Raw genomic sequence first — 19,538 nt, forward strand, 5'->3', positions numbered from 1 at the left:
CGACAACACATTTCGGGAGGCGTCTGGTCTAATGCCTCCTTGACACACACTTCACCGATGTAAACCTCGGGCCCACGCTCTCAAGGACTGGTTGCTCCATGCCCCATGCACCCCTCGCCCGCCTCGCCGAGCGCATCGACGCGCCGGTCGAGCGACTCGACCCCTTCGCCGCTTTCCCCGCGGAAGACATCGAGCGGCTCGACGCGATCGTTGCCCGTGCCTTCGACACCGAGGATGCCGCCTTCACCGAGGCGCTGACCGGCGCGCTGCGCATCGTGCCCCGGCCCCTGCGCGGTGTTGCCCGCTCCCTGCTCTTCCCGGGAGGCGCACAGTGAGCGACCTCGCGACCCGCGTCGAGATCACCAAGCTCGCAGGCGAGCTCTACGTCGAGGAGGGCGAGCTCGCCTTCCTGCGTGGCTCGTCCGCCGGCGACGTGCGCGCGTGCGGGAGGCCGCGTCCGGCGCACTCTTCGCGCGCAACGAGCCCCCGCCTGCAACGCATCCGGCGGCTGAGCGGGATGCTGCCCGTGCCGATGACCGCGAAGATCGCCGAGCTGGTCTTCGGTCCGTTGCTCTCCGCCCGCGTGGCCGCGGTGCTCCCCCGGCCGAGGCGGTCAAGCTGGCGGCTGTGCTCAAGCCCGCCTTCCTGACCAAGCTGGCCGTGTCGCTCGACCCGAAGCGAGCAGAGCCCATCCTGCGAGCCCTTCCCCGAGCGCTGGTCGTCGACGTCGGCCGGCGCCTGCTCGCCCGTGGGGAGCACATCACCCCGGGCCGCTTCGTCTCGGTGGTGTCCGTCGCTGCCGCCCCGGGTGTGGTCGAGGGTGCGCAGGGCAGTGACCTGCTCAAGGTCGCGCTCTACACCGAGGAGCCCGCCGCGCTCGAGGCGATCGTGCAGCGGCTCGACGACGACGCGCTGCGCTCGGCCCTCGAGGCCGCGCACGTCGAGCAGACCTACGACGACGCGGTGGTCCTCCTCTCCGCCCTGTCCGCCGGGAGCACCGCCCGCCTCATGGGGCTGGTGGCCGGCCTCGACCCCGAGGCGCGCGAGGAGATCGTGGCCGCCGTCGTCCGCAACGACGAGTGGCGCGAGATCTTGCCTGCCCTCGGATCCATCGACGCCGAGGCGCTGCGCCTGCTGGCCAACGTCCCCGCGATGCTGTCGCCCGACGCGGTGGACCGGCTGCTGCTGGTCGCCCGCGCCTCGGACGGCGGTGGCCCGGGGCTGGTCGCGCTGGTCCTCGCCCTCGACGAGGAGCACCGCAGCGTGCTGGGCTCGTCCGAGCAGTTGTTGCCCGCCACGACCCGGACTCGTTGGTCGAGAGCGCCGGGTCCTCCCGCCGCCGTGCAGAACCTCCTCACCGAGCTCGGCTTCTGAATTTCTCAGAGTTGAGTGGAATCGACTCAACTTCTGGCGCGTTGGTTGGAGTGGGACCACAGTGGTCCCACAGTTCCCCCCACGACGCGATCGCAAGGAGAGTCGGAGTTGAGCCAGTTCGGCGCCGAGAAGTTCACCACCCGCAGTCGCGAGGTCATCGAGGCCGCGCAGCTGGCCGCCACCGCCGGTGGCAACACCCAGACCGAGCCGATCCACCTGCTGGTCGCTGCTGCTGCGGGAGGACGGCACCGCCCGCAACCCGGTCACGAAGGCCGGGGTCGACGCGAGCCTCCTCACGGCCCGGGCGGAGCAGGTGATGGGCGCGCTGCCCACCGCGAGCGGTGCCACGGTCCAGCAGCCCGCGGCCAGCGCTGCGCTCACCCGCGTCCCGGCCAGTGCACTCGACCTCGCCGGGAGCATGAAGGACGACTACGTCGCGACCGAGCACCTCTTCATCGCGGTCGCGACCGTCGAGTCGTCGGCTCGCAAGGTCCTCACCGACGCCGGCCTCACCGAGGCTGGTCTGCGCGAAGGCCTCACGGCCGTCCGGGGCAACCGGCGCGTCACGAGCCGGGACGCGGAGTCGACGTACGAGAGCCCGGAGAAGTATTCCGTCGACCTCACGCAGTCGGCGCTCGACGGTCGGCTCGACCCCGTCATCGGCCGGGACGCGGAGATCCGGCGGGTCATCCGGGTCCTGAGCAGGCGGACGAAGAACAACCCGGTCCTCATCGGTGAGCCCGGTGTCGGCAAGACCGCCGTCGTCGAGGGTCTCGCACAGCGGGTGGTCGACGGGGACGTGCCCGACTCGCTCAAGGGTCGCCGCGTCCTCAGCCTCGACCCGGCCGCGATGGTGGCGGGCGCGAAGTACCGCGGCGAGTTCGAGGAGCGGCTCAAGGCCGTGCTCGAGGAGATCAAGGACGCCGGCGGGCAGGTCATCACCTTCATCGACGAGCTGCACACGGTCGTCGGCGCGGGCGCCGGCGGCGACTCCGCGATGGATGCCGGCAACATGCTCAAGCCGATGCTGGCCCGCGGTGAGCTGCACATGATCGGCGCGACCACGCTCGACGAATACCGCGAGCGGATCGAGAAGGACCCCGCCCCGGGAGCGGCGCTTCCAGCAGGTCTTCGTCGGCGAACCCACCGTCGAGGACACGATCCAGATCCTGCGCGGGATCCGGGAGAAGTACGAGGCGCACCACGGTGTGCGCATCACCGACGCCGCCCTCGTCGCGGCCGCGACGCTGAGCGATCGCTACATCACCGGCCGCCAGCTGCCCGACAAGGCGATCGACCTGATCGACGAGGCGTCGTCGCGGCTGCGGATGGAGCACGAGTCGAGCCCGGAGGAGATCGACCAGCTGCGGCGCCAGGTCGACCGGCTGAAGATGGAGGAGTTCGCGCTCGCCAAGGAGAGCGACGACGCGTCCGTCGAACGGCTCGCGGCTCTCAAGGCCGACCTCGCCGACAAGGAGGAGGAGCTGCGCGGGCTCGAGGCTCGTTGGGAGCGGGAGAAGTCGTCGCTCGAGGGCGAGGGCGAGCTGCGCCGCCAGCTCGACGGCCTGCGGATCGAGGCCGACAAGCTGCTGCGCGAGGGCGACCTCGCCGGCGCGAGCAAGATCAACTACGAGTCGATCCCGGCGCTGGAGAAGCAGATCGCGAGCGCCGAGACCACTGAGCACGAGGTCGTCGACAAGCTCGTCGGCGATGAGGTCGGCGCCGAGCAGATCGCCGACGTGGTCGAGGCCCGGACGGGCATCCCGACCGGACGGCTGCTCCAGGGTGAGACGGCCAAGCTGCTCGAGATGGAGTCGGTCATCGGCGCTCGCCTGATCGGGCAGCGCAGCGCCGTACAGGCAGTGAGTGATGCCGTACGCCGATCGCGGGCCGGGATTGCGGACCCCAACCGTCCGACCGGGTCGTTCCTCTTCCCGGGCCCGACGGGCACGGGCAAGACCGAGCTGGCCAAGTCGCTGGCCGACTTCCTCTTCGACGACGAGCGCGCGATCGTGCGGATCGACATGAGCGAGTACTCCGAGAAGCACAGTGTGAGCCGGCTCGTCGGTGCGCCTCCCGGCTACGTCGGCTACGACGAGGGGGGCCAGCTGACCGAGGCCGTCCGGCGTCGCCCGTACAGCGTGGTGCTGCTCGACGAGGTCGAGAAGGCGCACCCGGAGGTCTTCGACATCCTGCTCCAGGTCCTCGACGACGGGCGCCTCACCGACGGCCGGGGGCGCACGGTCGACTTCCGCAACACGATCCTGATCCTGACCAGCAACCTCGGCTCGCAGTTCCTCGTCGACCCGACGCTCGCGCCGGAGGCCAAGCACGAGGCCGTGATGGGCGTCGTGCGCACGGCCTTCAAGCCGGAGTTCCTCAACCGGCTCGACGAGATCGTCATGTTCGACGCGCTCACCAAGGACGACCTCGCGCACATCGTCGACCTGCAGCTCGCGCTGCTGGAGCGGCGCTCGGCGGTGCGCCGGATCAGCATCGAGGTCACCGACGCTGCCCGCGCCCGGCTCGCCGAGACGGGCTTCGACCCGGCGTACGGCGCCCGCCCGCTGCGGCGCCTGATCCAGTCCGCCATCGGCGACCCGCTGGCGCGACTGCTGATCGGTGGCGAGATCACCGACGGGGGACGGTCACGGTCGACGCGGGTGAGGGCGGGCTCGTGCTGGGCTGAAAATTGGGGCTGGCGCGAAGTGACGGTCGTCACTACGGTGACGTAACCGTATTGGTGGGAAGTCGGGGGGCACCCACTCACATTCCTTGGAAGGGGAATCGATGAGTCTGTTCTCGCGCGTCTCAATGCTGAGCGGGGTGGTGGTCGTTGCGGCGACCCTCACCCCTGTCACAGCATCCTCCGGTGTCGAGCCGGCGCCGCTCAACGGCGAGGTGTGGGCCTCCGACCTGCCCTTCGTCTCGGAGGTCAACGGATGGGGGCCGGCCCAGCGCGACCGCTCCAACGGCGAGCAGGGGGCCACCGACGGCCGGACCATCTGGGTCGACGGCAAGAGCCACACCAAGGGCATCGGCGTGCACGCCGACTCCGCCATCCGCTTCGACGTCGGCGGTGACTGTGAGTTCTTCCGGGCCGAGGTCGGCATCGACGACGAGGTGGGCACCCGCGGCAGCGTCGTGTTCGCGGTCGTCGCCGACGGGCTCCGGTCGCGCAGACGGCGACCCTGACCGGAGCCTCGGACGCGAAGACCATCTACGCGAGCATCGACGGCGCGCAGCACGTCGACCTGCTGGTCTCCCGGGCCGAGGGTTCGAGCACCTACGACCACGCCGACTGGGCCAGCGCCAAGTTCCGCTGCTCGGGCGACGGAGTCGCCGCGCCCGTCGCCGTACCGGCGCCGCCGACCACGGCTGTCTACGCCAGCGACTGGCCCTTCCCGGGCGTGCCCAGCAACGGCTGGGGCCCGGTCGAGCTCGACCGCGCCAACGGCGGGACCGCCGCTGGCGACGGGCCGGCGCTCAAGATGCAGGGCGTGACCTACGCCAAGGGATTGGGCGCACGCCGCGTCCTTCATCAGCTACAACCTCGGCGGGCAGTGCTCGGCGTTCACCGCGAAGGTCGGCGTCGACGACTCGATGGGCTCCTACGGCACCGTCCGGTTCCGCGTCTTCGCCGACGGCGTCGAGATCGCCGACACCGGCAAGATGTACAACAGCACCGCCACCAAGGCGCTCTCCCTGACCACCACGGGGGCGGAGCGCCTCGACATCCCGGTCGACAATTCCGGCGACAACAGCGATCGCGACCACGCCGACCTCGCCGACGCCCGCCCGGTGTGCGGCGACGGTGCCGCCGGGGCCGCCTTCTACACGCCTCCGGCCACGCTTCCGGCCGGCCCGGGCAAGCTCGTGCGCACCGAGCCGTCGCAGTTCTGGGTGACGCCGCTCAAGGTCGTTCCGGTCGACGCCGCGGTGACGCGGATGATGTACACCTCGAGCGACCGCAACGACACGCAGATCCCCGTCACCGGCCAGCTCGTGGTGCCCAACAAGGCCCGGACCGGCACCGGTCCGCGGCCGTTGGTCGCCTACGCGGTCGGCACCCGGGGGCTCGCCGACAACTGCGCCCCCTCGCGGCTCTCCGACGGCGGCGGACTGGAGTACGAGAACATCTTCATCGCCGGCCTGCTCTCCCGCGGCTACGCCATCGTGGTCACCGACTACCGGGGCCTCGGCACGCCGGGCGTGCACACCTACATGAGTCGCGAGGTCCGGGGTCGTGCGGTCCTCGACTCGGTCCGGGCAGCCCTCGCCGTACCCAACACCGGGCTCACGACCTCGACGCCGATCGCCATCACGGGCTACTCGCAAGGTGGCGGCGCCGCGGCCTCGGCCGCCGAGATCGCCTCGTCGTACGCACCCGAGCTGACGATCGCCGGTGTCGCCACCGGCGGCGTGCCCGGAGACCTGCTGGCCACCGCCGACAAGCTCGACGGAACCCTGACGGTCGGCTTCATGGGTTACGCCGTGGCCGGCGTGGGCGAGGGCTCCTACGGCATCGACATCAACTCGTTCCTCAACGCCAAGGGCCGCGCGTGATCGCGGAACTGAAGGAGGAGTGCGTGATCGAGACCGTGCTGACGCACGGCTTCATCCAGTCGTCCACCCTCACCCTCGACGGGCGCTCGGTGCCGACGATGCTGCGCGACCCGGAGTGGAACCAGATGATCAGCGACCAGCTCATCGGCAACGGCCGCAAACCCTCGGTCCCGACGCTGGTCTTCCACTCGGGCACCGACGACGTCGTCCCGTACGGCGCGGGGCTGGGCACCGCCCAGCGCTGGTGTGCGCAGGGGGCCAACGTCACCTTCCGCACGGGCTTCCTGCTCGGCCACATCGGAGGGGCGTTCGAGTACTACCCGAACGCGCTGAAGTTCCTCGAGGACCGGCTCGCCGGCGTGCCAGTGACGTCGAACTGCTCGACGATCTGAGTCAGGTCGACGGTGGTGTGAAAGTTCGGTGACACGTGTGGGAGTCCCCGGAAATCCGGGGACTTCTGCACGTGTCAGGTGTTGCAACACCCCCGAGAGCTACCGAACAGTCAGGGGTCTCCGGCGCGACGGACCCCCTGACTGTTCAGGTAGCGCCGCGGGAGGGCGGCGCAGGGACAGGTCGGTCAGTCGCGCGGCGTACGGCGCAGCCAACCCCCGCCGAAGAGCGCCCACAGCACCGGGACGGGCTGGAAGAACAACCGGACCAGTCGCGCTCGGTCGGTGTCCGGGCCGAAGGCGTCCGTGCCCTCGACGTACTGCGCGATGTTGCCGGGGAAGATGGCGACGAAGAAGGCGGCGAGCAGGGCGCCGACGAGTCGCTGCTTCCTCGGCAGCGCAACGAACGCGGCGCCGAGCCCGATCTCGACGGCGCCCGAGGCGAGCACGGTGAAGTCGTCGGGCAGCGGGAACCAGTCGGGCACTGGGCCCGGAACTCGTCGCGCGCTGTGGTCAGGTGCAGCACGCCGGCGCCGACCATCGCGGAGCCGAGCAGGACACGGGCGAGGTGCTGGGCAACCTTCATCGGATCACTGTAGGGGCAGGACCTTGCCCGGGTTCATCAGTCCGGCGGGGTCGAGGGCGGCCTTGACCGCGCGCATCAGGTCGACCTCGACCTCGCTCTTGTACGCCGATGCGGCGGCCGCCTTCCCGGAGCCGAGACCGTGCTCAGCGCTGATCGAGCCGCCGAGTGCGGCAGTGGCGTCGTGGACGATCCGGGACAACGACTCGGTGCGCGCGACGAAGTCGTCGCCCGGAAGTGAGACCGGACGACTCAGGTTGTAGTGCAGGTTTCCGTCGCCGACGTGGCCGTAGATGATCGGCCGGATCCCCGGCAGGGCAGCCTCGAGCACCGGGGCGAGCTGGTCCACCGGGGAGGACAGTGACGTGATCGGCACCGACACGTCGTGCTTGATCGTCGGCCCGAGCGACTCCTGCGCCTCGGACACGCGTTCGCGCAACGCCCACAGTCCGGTGCGCTGTGCCGGCGAGCCGGCGACCGCGGCGTCGAGCACGAGGCCCAGCTCGATCGCCGCGCCGAGGGCCCGCTCGAGGTCGACGTCGACGGAGGAGCCCGCCGGGCCGGCAAGCTCGATCAGCCCGAACCACGACGCGTCGGACGAGAGCGGGTCCTGCAGTCCGGCGTCCACCACCAGCTCCAGCGCCGGTCGCGAGACCAGCTCCCGGGTGGTGAGCCGCTCTGCGGCGTACTCACGCAGCAACGGCAGCAGCGAGGCGGCCGCGGCGACCGAGGGGAGCGCGACCCACGCCGTCGCGCGGGCCGGGGTGGCCGGGTGCAGCGTGAGGACGGCCGCGGTGACGACGCCGAGCGTGCCCTCCGCGCCGATGAAGAGCTGCGTCAGGTCGTAGCCGGTGTTGTCCTTGCGCAGGGACCGCAGCCCGTCCCACACGCGCCCGTCCGGCAGCACGACCTCGAGGCCGAGCACCTGCGCGCGCATCATCCCGTAGCGCAGCACCGCCGTGCCGCCGGCGTTGGTCGCGATGTTGCCGCCCACCGTGCAGCTGCCCTCGGACCCCAGTGACAGAGGGAAGAGCCGGTCGACGGAGGCCGCGGCGGCCTGCACGTCCGCCAGCACGACGCCTGCCTCGACGGTGATGGTCCCGCCGGGTGCGTCGACGGCACGGATCCGTCGCAGCCGGCCGAGCGACAGCACGATCTGCGAACCGTCACCCGACGGGATCGCCCCGCCGCACATGCCGGTGTTGCCGCCCTGCGGCACGATCGCGACGCCGGCGTCGTGCGCGAGCCGCACGACCGCCGAGACCTCGGCGGTCGACGACGGACGCACCACCGCGAGCGGCGTCCCGCGGTAGGCGCCACGCCAGTCCGCGGCGTACGCCTCAACGTCGGCTGCCTCCGTCAGGACATGTTCGGAGCCGATCGCGTCGCGCAGGTCTGTCAGCAGGTCGGGCACAGGTCTCTCCTTGGAGCGGTCAGCCGAGCAGGACGGCGATGAGCAGCGCGACGGGCAGCGAGCAGAGCGTCGTCACGAGGATGGTCTCGCGGGCAACATCTTCCCCGGTCCGGTAGCGCGTGGCGTGCAGGAAGATGTTCTGCGCCGTCGGGAGTGCGGCCATGATGACGACACCGAGCAGCGCGTGCCCCTGCAGACCGAGGTCGCTGCCGACGAGCCGGGCGACCAACGGCATCACGACCATCTTGAGCACGGTCGCCACCAGCACCTCCCCGTTGTGCCCGGCCCTCCCGGGCCACGGGGACAGGCGCAGGGCCGCGCCGTAGGACAGCAGCATCGCCGGGATGGCGAGTCCGGCGAGCAGCCGGACCGGGGAGTCGACGACGCGCGGCAGCTCCCAGCCGGTGACGGCCAGCGTCACTCCGACCACCGACGCGACGGTCAGCGGGTTGGTGACCAGACGCCGCAGCGTCGACCACGCGCCGACCCCGCGACCGGTGAGCCGGTCGAGCAGCATCAGGGAGACCGGTTGGACGACCATCATCTGCACGAGCAGGGTCGGCACTGCCACGGTCGTGTCACCGACGACGAAGGCGGCGACGGCGATGCCGAGGTTGCCGGCGTTGGCGTAGGAGGCCGACAGCGCCCCGATCAGCGCGGAGCCGGCGTCCTGCCTCCACCTCCGGCGGACCAGTGCGGCGTACGACGCGAAGGCGACGACCGGGGCCGTCGCGGACGCACCGAAGTTGGCGACCGCGCCGCTGATCTCGACCTCGCTGATCACCACCACCATCAGTGCCGGCGATGCGACGAAGAACGCGATCTCGCCGAGGGTCCGCTGCGAGCGGGCGTCCAGCACGCCGACGTGGGCGAGGGCCGCGCCGCAGGCGATGACGACCGGGATCGTGGTGAAACCGATCAGCAGGTCCATCGGAACCCCTGCATGATGGCGGCATGAGCCAGCCCCGCGTCGTCCGCGTCAGCCCTCTGATGCCCTTCCTCGAGGAAGCCCCGGAGCGTGAGCACGCCGCCCCGTCGCTCGCCGACCTCGGGGACGACACCGGCGGGCTCGAGGTGGCGGTGGTCGGCTACGGCCACGGAGTGACGGGCGAGATCATGGACCGGCTGCCGGACCTGAGGGCGGTCGTGAACTTCGGCGTCGGCTACGACGCCAACGACGTCGACGAGGCCACGCGTCGCGGCATCCGCATCGCCAACACACCGGACGTGCTGACCGATGCGGTCGCGGATCTCGCCGTCGCGCTGGTGCTCGACGTGCTGCGCCAGTGAGTGCCTCCGACCGGTTCGTACGGCGAGGGGAGTGGGCCGCCGGCAAGCGCTTCCCGCTGACCCGCGAGGTGCGCGGATCGGTCGTCGGCATCCTCGGGCTGGGGCGGATCGGTTCGGCCGTCGCCGAACGACTCGAGCCCCTTCGGGGCGCAGATCGCCTATCACTCGAGGAGCCCGAAGGACGTGCCGTGGGCCTACCACGACTCGCCCGTCGCGCTCGCCGAGGCGAGCGACGTGCTCGTCGTGCTGACACCCGGTGGTGCGGACACCGGGCACCTCGTCGATGCGGTGGTGCTCGATGCGCTCGGTCCGGAGGGATACCTCGTCAACGTCGCCCGGGGCTCGGTGGTGGACGAGGACGCGCTGGTCGCGGCCCTCGAGGGCGGGCGCATCGCCGGCGCCGGGCTCGACGTCTTCGCCGACGAACCGAACGTGCCGGCTGCCCTGCTCGGCCGGGACGACGTCGTGCTCCTCCCGCACGTCGGCAGCGCGACGGTCCAGACGCGCGAGGCGATGGCGACGCTGGTGCTCGACAACGTCGCCTCCTTCCTCGCCAAGGGTGAGCTGCTCACGCCGGTCAACTGACATCCTCTGGACGATTCGCAACTTGTCGGATAAGTTCTCAACACATCATACAAGTTGGTTCGACCCCGAAGGAACCCCATGTCCGACAAGATCCACGGCCTCACCCTCTCCCACGTCGTGCTACCGATCGCCAACCCGGTCAGCGACGCCAAGGTGCTCACCGGCAAGCAGAAGCCGCTCACCGAGACCGTGCTGCTCTTCGTCGAGATCACCACCGAGCAGGGCCTGACGGGCATGGGCTTCTCCTACTCCAAGCGCGCGGGTGGCAAGGCGCAGTTCGCGCACCTCAAGGAGATCGCCGAGGTCGCGATCGGGCAGGACCCGAGCGACATCGCCAAGATCTACGAGTCGCTGATGTGGGCCGGCGCCTCGGTCGGCCGTTCCGGCGTCGCGACGCAGGCGGTGGCCGCGCTCGACGTCGCGCTCTGGGACCTCAAGGCTCGTCGGGCGGATCTCCCGCTCGCCAAGCTGCTCGGCTCGCACCGCGACTCGTGCCGGGTCTACAACACCTCCGGTGGCTTCCTCCGGGCCTCGCTCGAGGAGATGAAGGAGAAGGCGTCCGCCTCCCTCGAAGCGGGCATCGCGGGCATCAAGATCAAGGTCGGACAGCCCGACTGGCGACTCGACCTGTCGCGGGTCGCGGCCATGCGGGAGCACCTCGGGGACGCGCCCTTCATGGTCGACGCCAACCAGCAGTGGGACCGCGCCCGCGCCCGCCGGATGTGCCGCGAGCTCGAGCAGCACGACTCGGTCTGGATCGAGGAGCCCCTCGACGCTCGGGGACGCGGTCGGCCATGCCGACCTGTCGCGCGAGTTCGACACCCCGATCGCGACCGGCGAGATGCTGACGTCGGTGCCCGAGCACATGGCGTTGATCGACGCGGGCTACCGCGGCATCGTCCAGCCCGACGCCCCGCGCATCGGCGGCATCACGCCCTTCCTGAAGTTCGCGACGATCGCCGCCCACCACGGCCTCGCGCTGGCGCCGCACTATGCGATGGAGATCCACCTGCACCTCGCCGCGGCCTACCCGACCGAGCCGTGGGTCGAGCACTTCGAGTGGCTCGCGCCGCTCTTCGACGAGCAGATCGAGATCCGCGACGGCCGCATCTTCGTGCCGCAGCGCCCCGGCCTCGGTTTCACGCTGTCCGACCAGATGCGTGCGCACACCGAGGACACGGTCACCTTCAAGGCATGATCCACCCCGTGAAGACCCGCTCGCAGCACGTCGTCGCCGGCCTCAAGGACAAGATCCTCAGCGGCGACCTCGCCCCCGGCGCCAAGCTGCCGTCCGAGGCCGAGCTCGTCGAGGAGTACGCCGTCTCCCGCACCGTCGCACGCGAGGCGGTGACGCGGCTCCGTGCCGAGGGCCCGGTGGAGACGTTCCGGGGCCGCGGGTCGTTCGTCCTCGCCGTACCGGAACCGTCGTCCTTCACCACGGGGACGTCGGCCATCCGCAACCAGCACGACGTGCTCGCGATGGTCGACTTCCGGATCGGGGTCGAGAGCGAGGCGGCGGCCCCGGCGGCGGCCCGGATCGTGCCCGCGTCGGCGGCCGGGATCACCGCCGCCCACGAGTCGTTCACGGCCGCCGGGCACGAGGGAGCGGTCGAGGCCGACTTCGCGTTCCACCGGGCGATCGCCGCGGCCTCGGACAACCGGTTCTACCTCGACCTGCTCGACTCGCTCGGCCCGATGATGATCATGCTGCCGAGGACCCGGCTCGCCTCGACGTACTCCATGAGCGACGCGTCGCACGTCGAGCGGGTGCAGCGCGAGCACGACAACATCGCGGCCGCGGTCCCGGCCGGCGACGTCGAGACCGCACGGGCCGCGATGCGGGTGCACTCGGGGAACACCCGTCGCCGCCTCGCCGGCTGACGGGTCAGGTGTTGGCCCGCCGGGTCTCGGTCAGCCGGGTGCGGTAGTCGAGATGCGCCCGGCGCAGCTCCGCTCCCGGCCAGTCCCGCGGCAGGAGCTCGTCGGGCAGGGCGGGGTCCTCGAGCAGGTGGCGGACCGACGTCGCGCAGGCGGTGAAGCGGAGGACGGGGTCGTCGGTGTCGGTCGCGGCCAGCAGGGCGCGCGCCCGCTCCGCCCAGCCGGAGAGGTCCCACAGTCGCGCGGCCAGCTCCGCCGGGTCGCCCGCGGGCTGCATGGTGAGCCGCTCGCACAGGTCTGCGAGGTCGTCGGGCCACGCGAGGTCGAGGTTGGCAGGCCTGACCCAGACGCCCTCGCGCAGCTCGGCCAGTCGCAGCTCCTGCAGCATCGACCGCAGTCGCGCCCGGTCTGCGGCCGACCGCCCGGTGGCCGTGACCACGACCATGTCCCAGGCGCCGTCCCACTCCTTCGTACGCACGTGGATGGCCGCCTCCTGCAGCCGTTGGCGGTGGAGCAGGCGGGGTGAGAGGCGGTAGCCGCCGTCGTCCGTGCGCACGAGGTCCTCGGCGGCGAGCATGCGGGACAGGGCGACCCGGACCGTCGGCTCGGCGAAGCCGACCAGCCGCGCGCCGGCGACGAGCTCACGGGCGGACAGGGCCGGCTCCTCGGCCCCCAGCAACAGGCCCGGGAGGGCCGAGCGGGCGGACACGGGACGCACGAGGCTGGTGTCGGCGGCGGTCGATGGCATCACCCGGAATCTAACACTCGCGCCACGACCGCAGCGGTCCTGTGTCTTACGTCATTGTCACGTTCGTGCCGGATATGTAATGTCACCGAGCATGTCACCGTCGACCTCTTCGTCCAGCCCCGCCAGCGCGACGCGCCTCGCCGGGCGCACCATGATCATGTCGGGCGGGAGCCGTGGGATCGGCCCGGCCATCGGCATCGCCGCCGCCCGCGAGGGCGCCAACGTCGTGCTGCTGGCCAAGACCGACAAGCCCGATCCCCGCCTCCCCGGCACCATCCACACCGCTGCGGCCGAGATCGAGGCCGCCGGCGGCCGAGCGCTGGCCGTGGTCGGCGACGTGCGCGAGGAGGAGTCGGTCGAGCGCGCGGTGGCCCGGGCGGTGGAGCGCTTCGGCGGCATCGACATCGTCGTCAACAACGCGTCGGCGCTCGCCCCGGACAGCAGCGAGGACTTGCCGGTGAAGCGCTTCGACCTGATGACGCAGATCCAGCTGCGCGGCACCTTCCTGCTCTCCACCAAGGCGCTGCCGCACCTGCGGCAGTCCGACAACGCACACATCCTGTCGCTGTCGCCGCCGCTCAACCTCTCGCCGCAGTGGCTGGGGGCGCACCCCGCCTACACCCCGGCGAAGTACGGCATGAGCCTGCTGACGCTGGGCTGGTCGGCGGAGTATGCCGACAGGGGCGTCGCCGCCAACTGCCTGTGGCCGCAGACCTACATCGCCACGGCCGCCGTGCAGAACCTGCTCGGCGGAGAGGCCACGCTGGAGCAGTCACGGACCCCCGAGATCGTCGCCGACGCGGCGATCGAGATCGTGACCCGCCCGGCGCGCGAGTGCACGGGCAACACCTTCCTCGACGTGGACGTGCTCCGCGAGGGGGCATCACGGACCTGTCGCCGTACGGCGGGACCGGCGAGCTCCACTACGACATCTTCGTCGACCCCGCATGACCAGCCTGCTGCGAGAGCGCCGGGACGACGGCGTCGAGCTGCTGCGGATCAACCGTCCGGACAAGCGCAACGCGCTCGACACCGCGACCCTGCGCCTCCTCAACGCCGCGCTGGTCGAGGCTCGCCGAGGACGCGAGCCTGCGCGCGGTCGTGCTCTCGACCACGTCGACCACCGCCTTCTGCGCAGGCGCCGACGTGACGGAGCCGCTGGACGCAGCCGGCGGGGTGGTCCGGATGGAGGCCTTCGCCGACCTCTACCGCTTGCTGGACGAGCTCCCGGTGCCGACGATCGCGGTGTGCGTCGGCAACTGTGTCGGCGCGGGCGCCGAGATCGTCGCCGGCTGCGACCTGCGCGTAGCCGGCGACAACCTCAAGCTGGCGTGGGCGGGCAGTCGCCTCGGCGTGCCGGTCGGACCCGCGCGCCTGACCCAGCTCGTCGGCCTCTCGCGGGCGAAGGAGCTGATCTACACGGGCCGGGTGGTCGAAGCTGCCGAGGCTGCCGCGATCGGGCTGGTCCAGCACACGGCACTCGCGGACGACGCGGAGGCGACGGCGCTGACCCTCGCGGGCGCGGTCGCTGGTCAGTCGCCCTCGGGGATCCGCACCCTCAAGGGGATGTTCCGCGACCTCGAGGACACCGCGGCTCGCATCGGCTACGAGAACGAGCGGCTGCTGGACTTCCAGCGCAACGGCGCCGGACTGCCCCGGGGCTGATATGCCCGCGCTCGGCTACCAGCGGGCGGTGTTCGGCGTGAAGTCCGGCTCGATGGTGCGCATGTAGACGGTGTCCTCGCGTCGCCGTACGCCGCACTCGAGGTATTGCTCGTGCAGCAGCCCGAGCTGGTCGCGGTCGAGCTCGACGCCGAGGCCGGGAGTGGTGGGTACGGCGATGGCGCCGTCGACGAAGTCCGGGACGCCCGGCTTGATCAGGTCCCGGGTCTTCCACGGGTAGTGCGTGTCGCAGGCGTAGGTCAGCGTGGGGGTCGCGGCGGCCGGGTGCGTCATCGCCGCGAGGGAGACGCCGAGGTGCGAGTTGCTGTGCATCGACAAGCCGAGGCCCCACGTCTCCGCGATCCCGGCGAGCAGCTGCGACCGGCGCAGGCCGCCCCAGAGGTGGTGGTCGGAGAGCACGATCTGGACCGCGTCGGACGCGATCGCGGGCGGCAGGTGCCCCATCGCGATCACGCACATGTTGGTGGCAAGCGGGACGTCGGTCCCGGCGCTCACGACCGCCATGCCCTCGATGCCCGGCGTCGGGTCCTCGAGGTATTCGACGACACCCTCCAGACGTGAAGCGACCTTGAGGGATGTCGACGGAGTCCACGCCCCGTTGGGATCCGGGCGCAACGGCAGCGTGGGGAACGCATCGCGCAGGGCCTCGATCGCGTCGCACTCCCGGTCGGGTGGAAGGACTCCGCCCTTGAGCTTGAGTGACCCGAAGCCCCAGCCGTCGACCATTCGGTGCGCCTGCGCGACCAGCTGCGCGGGGTCGAGCGCCTCGCCCCACTCGTCGTCGGGCTGGCCGGGGGTGGCCGGCCCACTTGTAGAAGAGGTAGCCGCTGAACGGCACGCTCGAACGCACACGACCACCGAGCACCTCACTCACGGGCCGACCGGTCTCATGTCCCCGGAGGTCGATGCACGCGACCTCGAACGGCGAGTAGACGGTCTCGACCGCGGAGTCCACGTCGAGCATGCCGCCGAAGCTGGCCCCGGCCCCGCCGGTCTCCCGCCCGAGCACGTCGACCACGACCCGACGCAGGCCGGCGAGGTCGAACGGGTCGATCCCGGGGATCGCCGTGGCGACGGCGAGCAGCCGGGCCGGTGCGCCTCATCGGCGTACGTCTCTCCCAACCCGAGCAGGCCGGAGTCGGTGTGGACCTCGACGATCGCGCGCAGCGCCCACGGCTGGTGGACGCCGACGACGTTGAGCAGTGGCGGGTCGGCGAACGCGACCGGCGTGACGACGACCCGCGAGATGCGAGAGCTCATCGAGCGGGCTTGACGGCCGGGATCGGCACGTCGAGCTCGAGCAGCAGGCGCTGGGCGTCGCTGCCCATCATCAGCTTGCCGACGGGGGAGCGGCGGCGCATGCCGATCACGACGAGGCGGGCGCCGGTCTCCTCGACCGGGGGCGTCGAACGCCTCCACGAGGTCGGCGCCGTGCTCGGTCTGGTCGACCCGCGCGGTGACGCCGGCGTCGGCGGCCGCGGAGAGCAGGACGGCCGGTTCGACGAGGTTGGCGTCGATCGTGCTGCCCCGACGCGGGCTGTTCAGGATGACGGCGTCGTCGCCGCGGGCGGCGGCCTCGGCCAGCCCGGCCGCGAGCGCGGCCTCGCCGAGGGGGGTGGGCACGTAGCCGATGAGGACGGTCATCGCACGCCTGCTTCCCCGGTCGATCTTGTCGGTGGGCTCGGGGTCTGGGGTACGGCGCCGCAACGCCGCCCTGAGGATCGGTGTCACGATCACCAGCGCGATGAAGGCCGGGATCGTCCCCGAGATCGGGCGGGTGGCGAAGCCCGTCGGGTCGCCGTCGAAGATCAGCATCGAGCGGCGGAAGCTCGACTCGAGCAGCGAGCCCGGGACGAACGCCAGCACCAGCGGACCGGGCTCGAAGCCGGTCTTCTTCATCAGGTAGCCGAGGATGCCGAAGCCGATCATCACGAAGATGTCGAAGACGGAGTTGTTGATCGTGTAGACGCCGAGGATCGTGATCAGGGCCGTGATCGGCGCCGGGATCGCGGGTCGCACGCGCAGGATCTTCACGAAGACCCCGACCAGCGGGATGCTCAGCGCCAGCAGGATCAGGTTGCCGATGTACATCGAGTTGATGACGCCCCAGAACAGGTCGGGGCGCTCGTCGATGAGCTGCGGGCCGGGTGTGACGCCGACGACGAGCAGCGCCGCGAAGAGCATCGCCATCGAGGCGTTGGCCGGGATGCCGATCGTCAGCAGCGGGATGAAGGACGAGGTCGCGGCCGCGTTGTTGGCCGACTCGGGACCCGCGACGCCCTCGATCGCACCGCGCCCGAAGCGGGAGGGGTCCTTGGCGACACGCTTCTCCGCGGCGTAGGCCGCCGGGCTGGCCATCACCGCGCCGCCACCCGGCAGCACGCCGAGGAAGAAGCCGATGATCGAGCCGCGGCCGATCGCGGGGGCGGCCTGTCGGAGGTCCGTGCGCGAGGGCCAGATGTTGGCGATCGCGGCGGGCAGGTGCGGCTTCCCGTGGCGCTCCTCCGGGTTGTAGAGGATCTCGCCGACGCCGAAGAGGCCCATGGCCACGACGACGAAGTCGATGCCGCCCCCGGAGCTGGAGGGTGTCGAAGGTGAAGCGGTTGGCGCTGGTGAAGCTGTCGGCGCCGACGGTGGCCAGCAGCAGGCCGACCGATGCGGCGACCAGCGCCTTGATGGTGTTGCCGTTGCCGATGGTGGCGACGAGCAGGACACCGAGCAGGGCGAGCGCGGCATATTCCGGCGGTCCGAAGTCCAGTGCATAGCCGGCCACGATCGGGCCGAGCAGCGTCAGGCCGATGATCGACACCGTGGCGCCGACGAAGGAGCCGATCGCGGCGATGCCGAGGGCGGTGCCGGCCTTGCCCTGCTTGGCCAGCGCGAAGCCGTCGAACACCGTCACCACCGAGCTTGCCTCGCCGGGGATGCGCAGCAGGACCGACGTGATGGTGCCGCCGTACTGCGCGCCGTAGTAGATCCCGGCCAGCATGATGATGGCCGCGACTCGGTGCCGTCCGCCGCGGCGCCGTGCGCGATGGGCAGCAGGATCGCCATCGTGGCGGTGGGGCCGAGGCCGGGCAGGACACCGATCAGCATGCCGATGAGCACGCCGGCCGGGCAGTAGATCAGGTTGGTCGGTTGCGTCACGACGCCGAAGCCGTCGAGGAAGGCGTTCCAGTCCATGGGGGTCTCCTCTCGGGCCTAGAAGGCGAGCAGGTGGGGAAGCGGGATCTTCAGGGCGTAGAGGAACAGCAGGTAGAAGCCGGCCGTCGTGCAGAGCGAGATGACGATGGTGCTGCGCCACGTCTCGCCGCCGAGGAAGCGGAGCCAGACGATGCCGAGCAGGACCGCGGGGATCTCGAAGCCGATGGTGGGGAGCAGGAGGCCGAGGCCGACGAAGGTCGCGGCGCCGATCAGCACGAGGTAGCTCGCCCCGGTGAACTTCTCCGCGTCGTCGAGCGTGCGCCCGACGACGAGCAGCACCACCGCGAGCACGGCGATCACGATCGAGACCGCGAAGGGCCACAGCCCCGGGCCGGGCCGCCGCAGCGACCCGAGCCCGTAGCCGTAGGAGAGGACGGCAGCCCCGACGCCGAGCGCGAGGACCAGCACGGCCGAGATGATCTGGTACGGCGGACCGCCGGCCGGCGGCCGCTCGTCGGCCGGGTCCCGGGCGACCTCGGCCCGGAGCTCGGCCGGGATGTCCGGCTGCTCCGACGGCGTCTGGTGCTCGGGCCTCTCGGTCACTGTGGTCATCTCGTCTCGTCGGGTCGGGGTCGCCACGATCAGCTGGCGTCGCCGAGGTCGATGCCGTACTCGGCCACCGGGGCGGCGTAGCGCTCAGTGTCCGCCTCCAGCTGCGCCACGACCTCCTCGCCGGGGATCTCCATCGGCGTGAGGTTGTTGTTGGTGTTGAAGGTCTTGTAGGCCTCGGTCTCGAAGGTTGCCTGCATGGCCTCGGAGATCGCGTCCTTGACGTCCTGCGGGGTGCCCTTGGGGACGGTCATGAAGCGGTACTGCGAGACCTCGACGTCGAGGCCCTGCTCCTTGGCGGTGGGGACGTCGGGGAGGAAGGCGACGCGCTCGGGGCCGAAGACGCTGAGCGGGACGATCTTGCCGGACTCGATGTTCTCGATCGCCTCGCCGACCTGCAGGCAGGCGGTGTCGACTCGGTCACCGAGGAGGGCCGTGAGGGCGGGGGCGCCGCCGTCGAAGGGGATCGCCTCGGCGGGAGTCTCGTTGACATTGAAGGTCAGGGCGCAGGCGAGCTGGGCGCCGGTGCCGACACCGGTGGTGCCGTAGGTGATCTTGCCGTCGGCGTTCGCGAAGTCGTCGACGCTGGTGAAGCCCGATCCCTTGCTGGCGACGAGCACGTAGTCGTCGCGGGGAGACGCCCCGGACGACGTCGAAGTCGTCGATGCTGGTGACCTCGTCCGCGCCGACGGCGAGCGGCGTGATCGCGAACAGCGACGCGTTCTGGACCGAGATGACGGAACCGTCGGCCGTCGCCTTTTCGACCTCGGCGGCGGAGAGCGCGCCGTTCGCGCCCTCGCGGTTGATCACCGAGAACGTGCCGCCGAGCTCGTCGGAGAGTCCACGAGCAACCTCGCGGCTGATCAGGTCGGAGGAGCCGCCGGCGGAGGCGCCGACCGGCATCTCGACCGCGCCCGACGGGTATTCGCCGGAGTCGCTACCGCCGCCGGCGGTGTTCGAGACACCGCCACAGGCAGTGAGGGCGAGGGCCGCGGAGGCCGTGACGGCGGCGAGGCTGACGTTCTTGCGCATGGAAGGCTCCTTGAACGGGGGTGTGATCACCGACACTAGGTTTCGCCCACGATGCTCGTCCAAGCCCGATGTGGCATGGCTTGATACTTTGCACGTATGGCGATCACCCCGGATCAGGTGCGGTGCTTCATCGCCGTCGCGGAGGAGCTGCACTTCGGCCGGGCAGCCGAACGGTTGTCGATGACCCAGCCGCCATTGTCCCGGCAGATCCAGAAGCTGGAGAAGACGGTCGGTGCCCAGCTG

The 19,538-nt window shown here is 71.0% G+C and carries 17 protein-coding genes and 9 pseudogenes; 16 read left to right on the top strand and 10 right to left on the bottom strand.

Going from position 1 to position 19,538, the window contains the following annotated elements; translation table 11 throughout:
* Nucleotides 1-98: 98 nt before the first annotated feature.
* The 7 genes and pseudogenes from LP418_RS14110 to LP418_RS14145 all read left to right on the top strand — a co-directional run bounded on the left by LP418_RS14110 (nt 99) and on the right by LP418_RS14145 (nt 6,332).
* Nucleotides 99-335 (top strand): hypothetical protein, encoded by a 237-nt coding sequence (locus LP418_RS14110; protein WP_257956753.1) that lies wholly within the window; start codon nt 99-101, stop codon nt 333-335.
* The gene (locus LP418_RS14115; protein ID WP_257956754.1) at nt 332-649 is read left to right on the top strand and encodes a hypothetical protein; all 318 of its coding nucleotides are present in this window, start codon (nt 332-334) and stop codon (nt 647-649) included. The genes LP418_RS14110 and LP418_RS14115 overlap by 4 nt, the downstream gene beginning before the upstream one ends.
* Nucleotides 628-1,374: a hypothetical protein gene (locus LP418_RS14120; protein ID WP_257956755.1), complete on the top strand. Its 747-nt coding sequence runs from the start codon at nt 628-630 to the stop codon at nt 1,372-1,374. Before LP418_RS14115 ends, LP418_RS14120 begins: the two co-directional genes overlap by 22 nt.
* 108 nt (nt 1,375-1,482) lie before the next feature.
* Nucleotides 1,483-4,063: pseudogene (locus LP418_RS14125) on the top strand (ATP-dependent Clp protease ATP-binding subunit).
* A gap of 101 nt (nt 4,064-4,164) precedes the next feature.
* A complete protein-coding gene (locus LP418_RS14130; protein WP_257956756.1) occupies nt 4,165-4,569 on the top strand; it encodes an NPCBM/NEW2 domain-containing protein in 405 nt (134 codons plus the stop codon).
* A gap of 35 nt (nt 4,570-4,604) precedes the next feature.
* Nucleotides 4,605-5,940, top strand: a pseudogene (locus LP418_RS33470) (NPCBM/NEW2 domain-containing protein).
* Nucleotides 5,937-6,332: a lipase family protein gene (locus LP418_RS14145; RefSeq protein WP_257956757.1), complete on the top strand. Its 396-nt coding sequence runs from the start codon at nt 5,937-5,939 to the stop codon at nt 6,330-6,332. Before LP418_RS33470 ends, LP418_RS14145 begins: the two are co-directional and overlap by 4 nt.
* A gap of 185 nt (nt 6,333-6,517) precedes the next feature.
* Here the strand turns inward: LP418_RS14145 and LP418_RS14150 are convergent.
* The 3 genes and pseudogenes from LP418_RS14150 to LP418_RS14160 form a co-directional block, all read right to left on the bottom strand.
* Nucleotides 6,518-6,915 (bottom strand): annotated as a pseudogene (locus tag LP418_RS14150) (DoxX family protein).
* Between the two features lie 4 nt (nt 6,916-6,919).
* Nucleotides 6,920-8,326 (bottom strand): FAD-binding oxidoreductase, encoded by a 1,407-nt coding sequence (locus LP418_RS14155; RefSeq protein ID WP_257956759.1) that lies wholly within the window; start codon nt 8,324-8,326, stop codon nt 6,920-6,922.
* 19 nt (nt 8,327-8,345) lie between these two features.
* The gene (locus LP418_RS14160; protein ID WP_257956760.1) at nt 8,346-9,257 is read right to left on the bottom strand and encodes an AEC family transporter; all 912 of its coding nucleotides are present in this window, start codon (nt 9,255-9,257) and stop codon (nt 8,346-8,348) included.
* A gap of 23 nt (nt 9,258-9,280) precedes the next feature.
* On the opposite strand from LP418_RS14160, the gene LP418_RS14165 reads away from it, so the two are divergent.
* The 6 genes and pseudogenes from LP418_RS14165 to LP418_RS14180 form a co-directional block, all read left to right on the top strand.
* On the top strand, nt 9,281-9,616 hold the full coding sequence (locus LP418_RS14165; RefSeq protein WP_257956761.1) for a hypothetical protein: 336 nt from the start codon (nt 9,281-9,283) through the stop codon (nt 9,614-9,616).
* Nucleotides 9,613-9,690 (top strand): annotated as a pseudogene (locus LP418_RS33475) (hypothetical protein); the annotation flags it as partial. The gene LP418_RS14165 and the pseudogene LP418_RS33475, both read left to right, overlap by 4 nt.
* A gap of 73 nt (nt 9,691-9,763) precedes the next feature.
* Nucleotides 9,764-10,201 (top strand): annotated as a pseudogene (locus tag LP418_RS14170) (NAD(P)-dependent oxidoreductase); the annotation flags it as partial.
* A gap of 234 nt (nt 10,202-10,435) precedes the next feature.
* Nucleotides 10,436-10,918: pseudogene (locus tag LP418_RS29890) on the top strand (enolase C-terminal domain-like protein); the annotation flags it as partial.
* A 124-nt stretch (nt 10,919-11,042) separates the two neighbouring features.
* Nucleotides 11,043-11,399 carry an enolase C-terminal domain-like protein gene (locus LP418_RS29895; protein ID WP_272496345.1) on the top strand — a complete coding sequence of 119 codons (357 nt, stop codon included), beginning with the start codon at nt 11,043-11,045 and terminating at the stop codon, nt 11,397-11,399.
* Between the two features lie 32 nt (nt 11,400-11,431).
* Nucleotides 11,432-12,082 (top strand): annotated as a pseudogene (locus LP418_RS14180) (FadR/GntR family transcriptional regulator); the annotation flags it as partial.
* 4 nt (nt 12,083-12,086) lie between these two features.
* On the opposite strand, the gene LP418_RS14185 reads toward LP418_RS14180, so the two are convergent.
* A complete protein-coding gene (locus LP418_RS14185; RefSeq protein WP_257956763.1) occupies nt 12,087-12,827 on the bottom strand; it encodes a PaaX family transcriptional regulator C-terminal domain-containing protein in 741 nt (246 codons plus the stop codon).
* 91 nt (nt 12,828-12,918) lie between these two features.
* Here LP418_RS14185 and LP418_RS14190 point away from each other — a divergent pair, with 91 nt between their 5' ends.
* A complete protein-coding gene (locus tag LP418_RS14190) occupies nt 12,919-13,977 on the top strand; it encodes an SDR family oxidoreductase (RefSeq protein ID WP_257956764.1) in 1,059 nt (352 codons plus the stop codon).
* The gene (locus LP418_RS14195) at nt 13,929-14,492 is read left to right on the top strand and encodes an enoyl-CoA hydratase/isomerase family protein (RefSeq protein WP_257956765.1); all 564 of its coding nucleotides are present in this window, start codon (nt 13,929-13,931) and stop codon (nt 14,490-14,492) included. The genes LP418_RS14190 and LP418_RS14195 overlap by 49 nt, the downstream gene beginning before the upstream one ends.
* A gap of 15 nt (nt 14,493-14,507) precedes the next feature.
* Here LP418_RS14195 and LP418_RS14200 read toward each other — a convergent pair whose 3' ends face one another.
* From LP418_RS14200 to LP418_RS14225, 6 genes and pseudogenes are all read right to left on the bottom strand, one after another.
* A complete protein-coding gene (locus tag LP418_RS14200; RefSeq protein WP_257956766.1) occupies nt 14,508-15,368 on the bottom strand; it encodes an enolase C-terminal domain-like protein in 861 nt (286 codons plus the stop codon).
* A gap of 12 nt (nt 15,369-15,380) precedes the next feature.
* On the bottom strand, nt 15,381-17,246 hold the full coding sequence (locus LP418_RS33480) for a tripartite tricarboxylate transporter permease (RefSeq protein WP_257956767.1): 1,866 nt from the start codon (nt 17,244-17,246) through the stop codon (nt 15,381-15,383).
* A pseudogene (locus LP418_RS14210) lies at nt 17,140-17,499 on the bottom strand (tripartite tricarboxylate transporter permease); the annotation flags it as partial. The pseudogene LP418_RS14210 and the gene LP418_RS33480, both read right to left, overlap by 107 nt.
* Entirely contained in the window at nt 17,409-17,693 is a 285-nt protein-coding gene (locus LP418_RS14215; protein WP_257956768.1) for a tripartite tricarboxylate transporter permease, read from the bottom strand. The gene LP418_RS14215 and the pseudogene LP418_RS14210, both read right to left, overlap by 91 nt.
* Nucleotides 17,694-17,711: 18 nt before the next feature.
* Nucleotides 17,712-18,266, bottom strand: coding sequence for a tripartite tricarboxylate transporter TctB family protein (locus tag LP418_RS14220; RefSeq protein ID WP_257956769.1), 555 nt, complete (start codon nt 18,264-18,266; stop codon nt 17,712-17,714).
* A gap of 29 nt (nt 18,267-18,295) precedes the next feature.
* A complete protein-coding gene (locus LP418_RS14225) occupies nt 18,296-18,883 on the bottom strand; it encodes a tripartite tricarboxylate transporter substrate-binding protein (protein ID WP_257956770.1) in 588 nt (195 codons plus the stop codon).
* Between the two features lie 508 nt (nt 18,884-19,391).
* Here LP418_RS14225 and LP418_RS14235 point away from each other — a divergent pair.
* A pseudogene (locus LP418_RS14235) lies at nt 19,392-19,520 on the top strand (LysR family transcriptional regulator); the annotation flags it as partial.
* Nucleotides 19,521-19,538: the final 18 nt, after the last annotated feature.

The sequence above is a fragment of the Nocardioides sp. B-3 genome, assembly GCF_024703895.1.
In the GTDB taxonomy this organism is placed as follows: Bacteria; Actinomycetota; Actinomycetes; order Propionibacteriales; family Nocardioidaceae; genus Nocardioides.

Bases quoted from the DNA above. Each gene is read 5' to 3' on its own strand.
- LP418_RS14220 (WP_257956769.1), bottom strand. From the start codon at position 18,266: ATGACCACAGTGACCGAGAGGCCCGAGCACCAGACGCCGTCGGAGCAG.
- LP418_RS14130 (WP_257956756.1), top strand. From the start codon at position 4,165: ATGAGTCTGTTCTCGCGCGTCTCAATGCTGAGCGGGGTGGTGGTCGTT.
- LP418_RS14185 (WP_257956763.1), bottom strand. From the start codon at position 12,827: ATGCCATCGACCGCCGCCGACACCAGCCTCGTGCGTCCCGTGTCCGCC.
- LP418_RS14215 (WP_257956768.1), bottom strand. From the start codon at position 17,693: ATGGACTGGAACGCCTTCCTCGACGGCTTCGGCGTCGTGACGCAACCG.
- LP418_RS29895 (WP_272496345.1), top strand. From the start codon at position 11,043: ATGCTGACGTCGGTGCCCGAGCACATGGCGTTGATCGACGCGGGCTAC.
- LP418_RS14165 (WP_257956761.1), top strand. From the start codon at position 9,281: ATGAGCCAGCCCCGCGTCGTCCGCGTCAGCCCTCTGATGCCCTTCCTC.
- LP418_RS33480 (WP_257956767.1), bottom strand. From the start codon at position 17,246: ATGCCGCGCTCGCCCTGCTCGGTGTCCTGCTCGTCGCCACCATCGGCA.
- LP418_RS14190 (WP_257956764.1), top strand. From the start codon at position 12,919: ATGTCACCGTCGACCTCTTCGTCCAGCCCCGCCAGCGCGACGCGCCTC.
- LP418_RS14160 (WP_257956760.1), bottom strand. From the start codon at position 9,257: ATGGACCTGCTGATCGGTTTCACCACGATCCCGGTCGTCATCGCCTGC.
- LP418_RS14110 (WP_257956753.1), top strand. From the start codon at position 99: ATGCCCCATGCACCCCTCGCCCGCCTCGCCGAGCGCATCGACGCGCCG.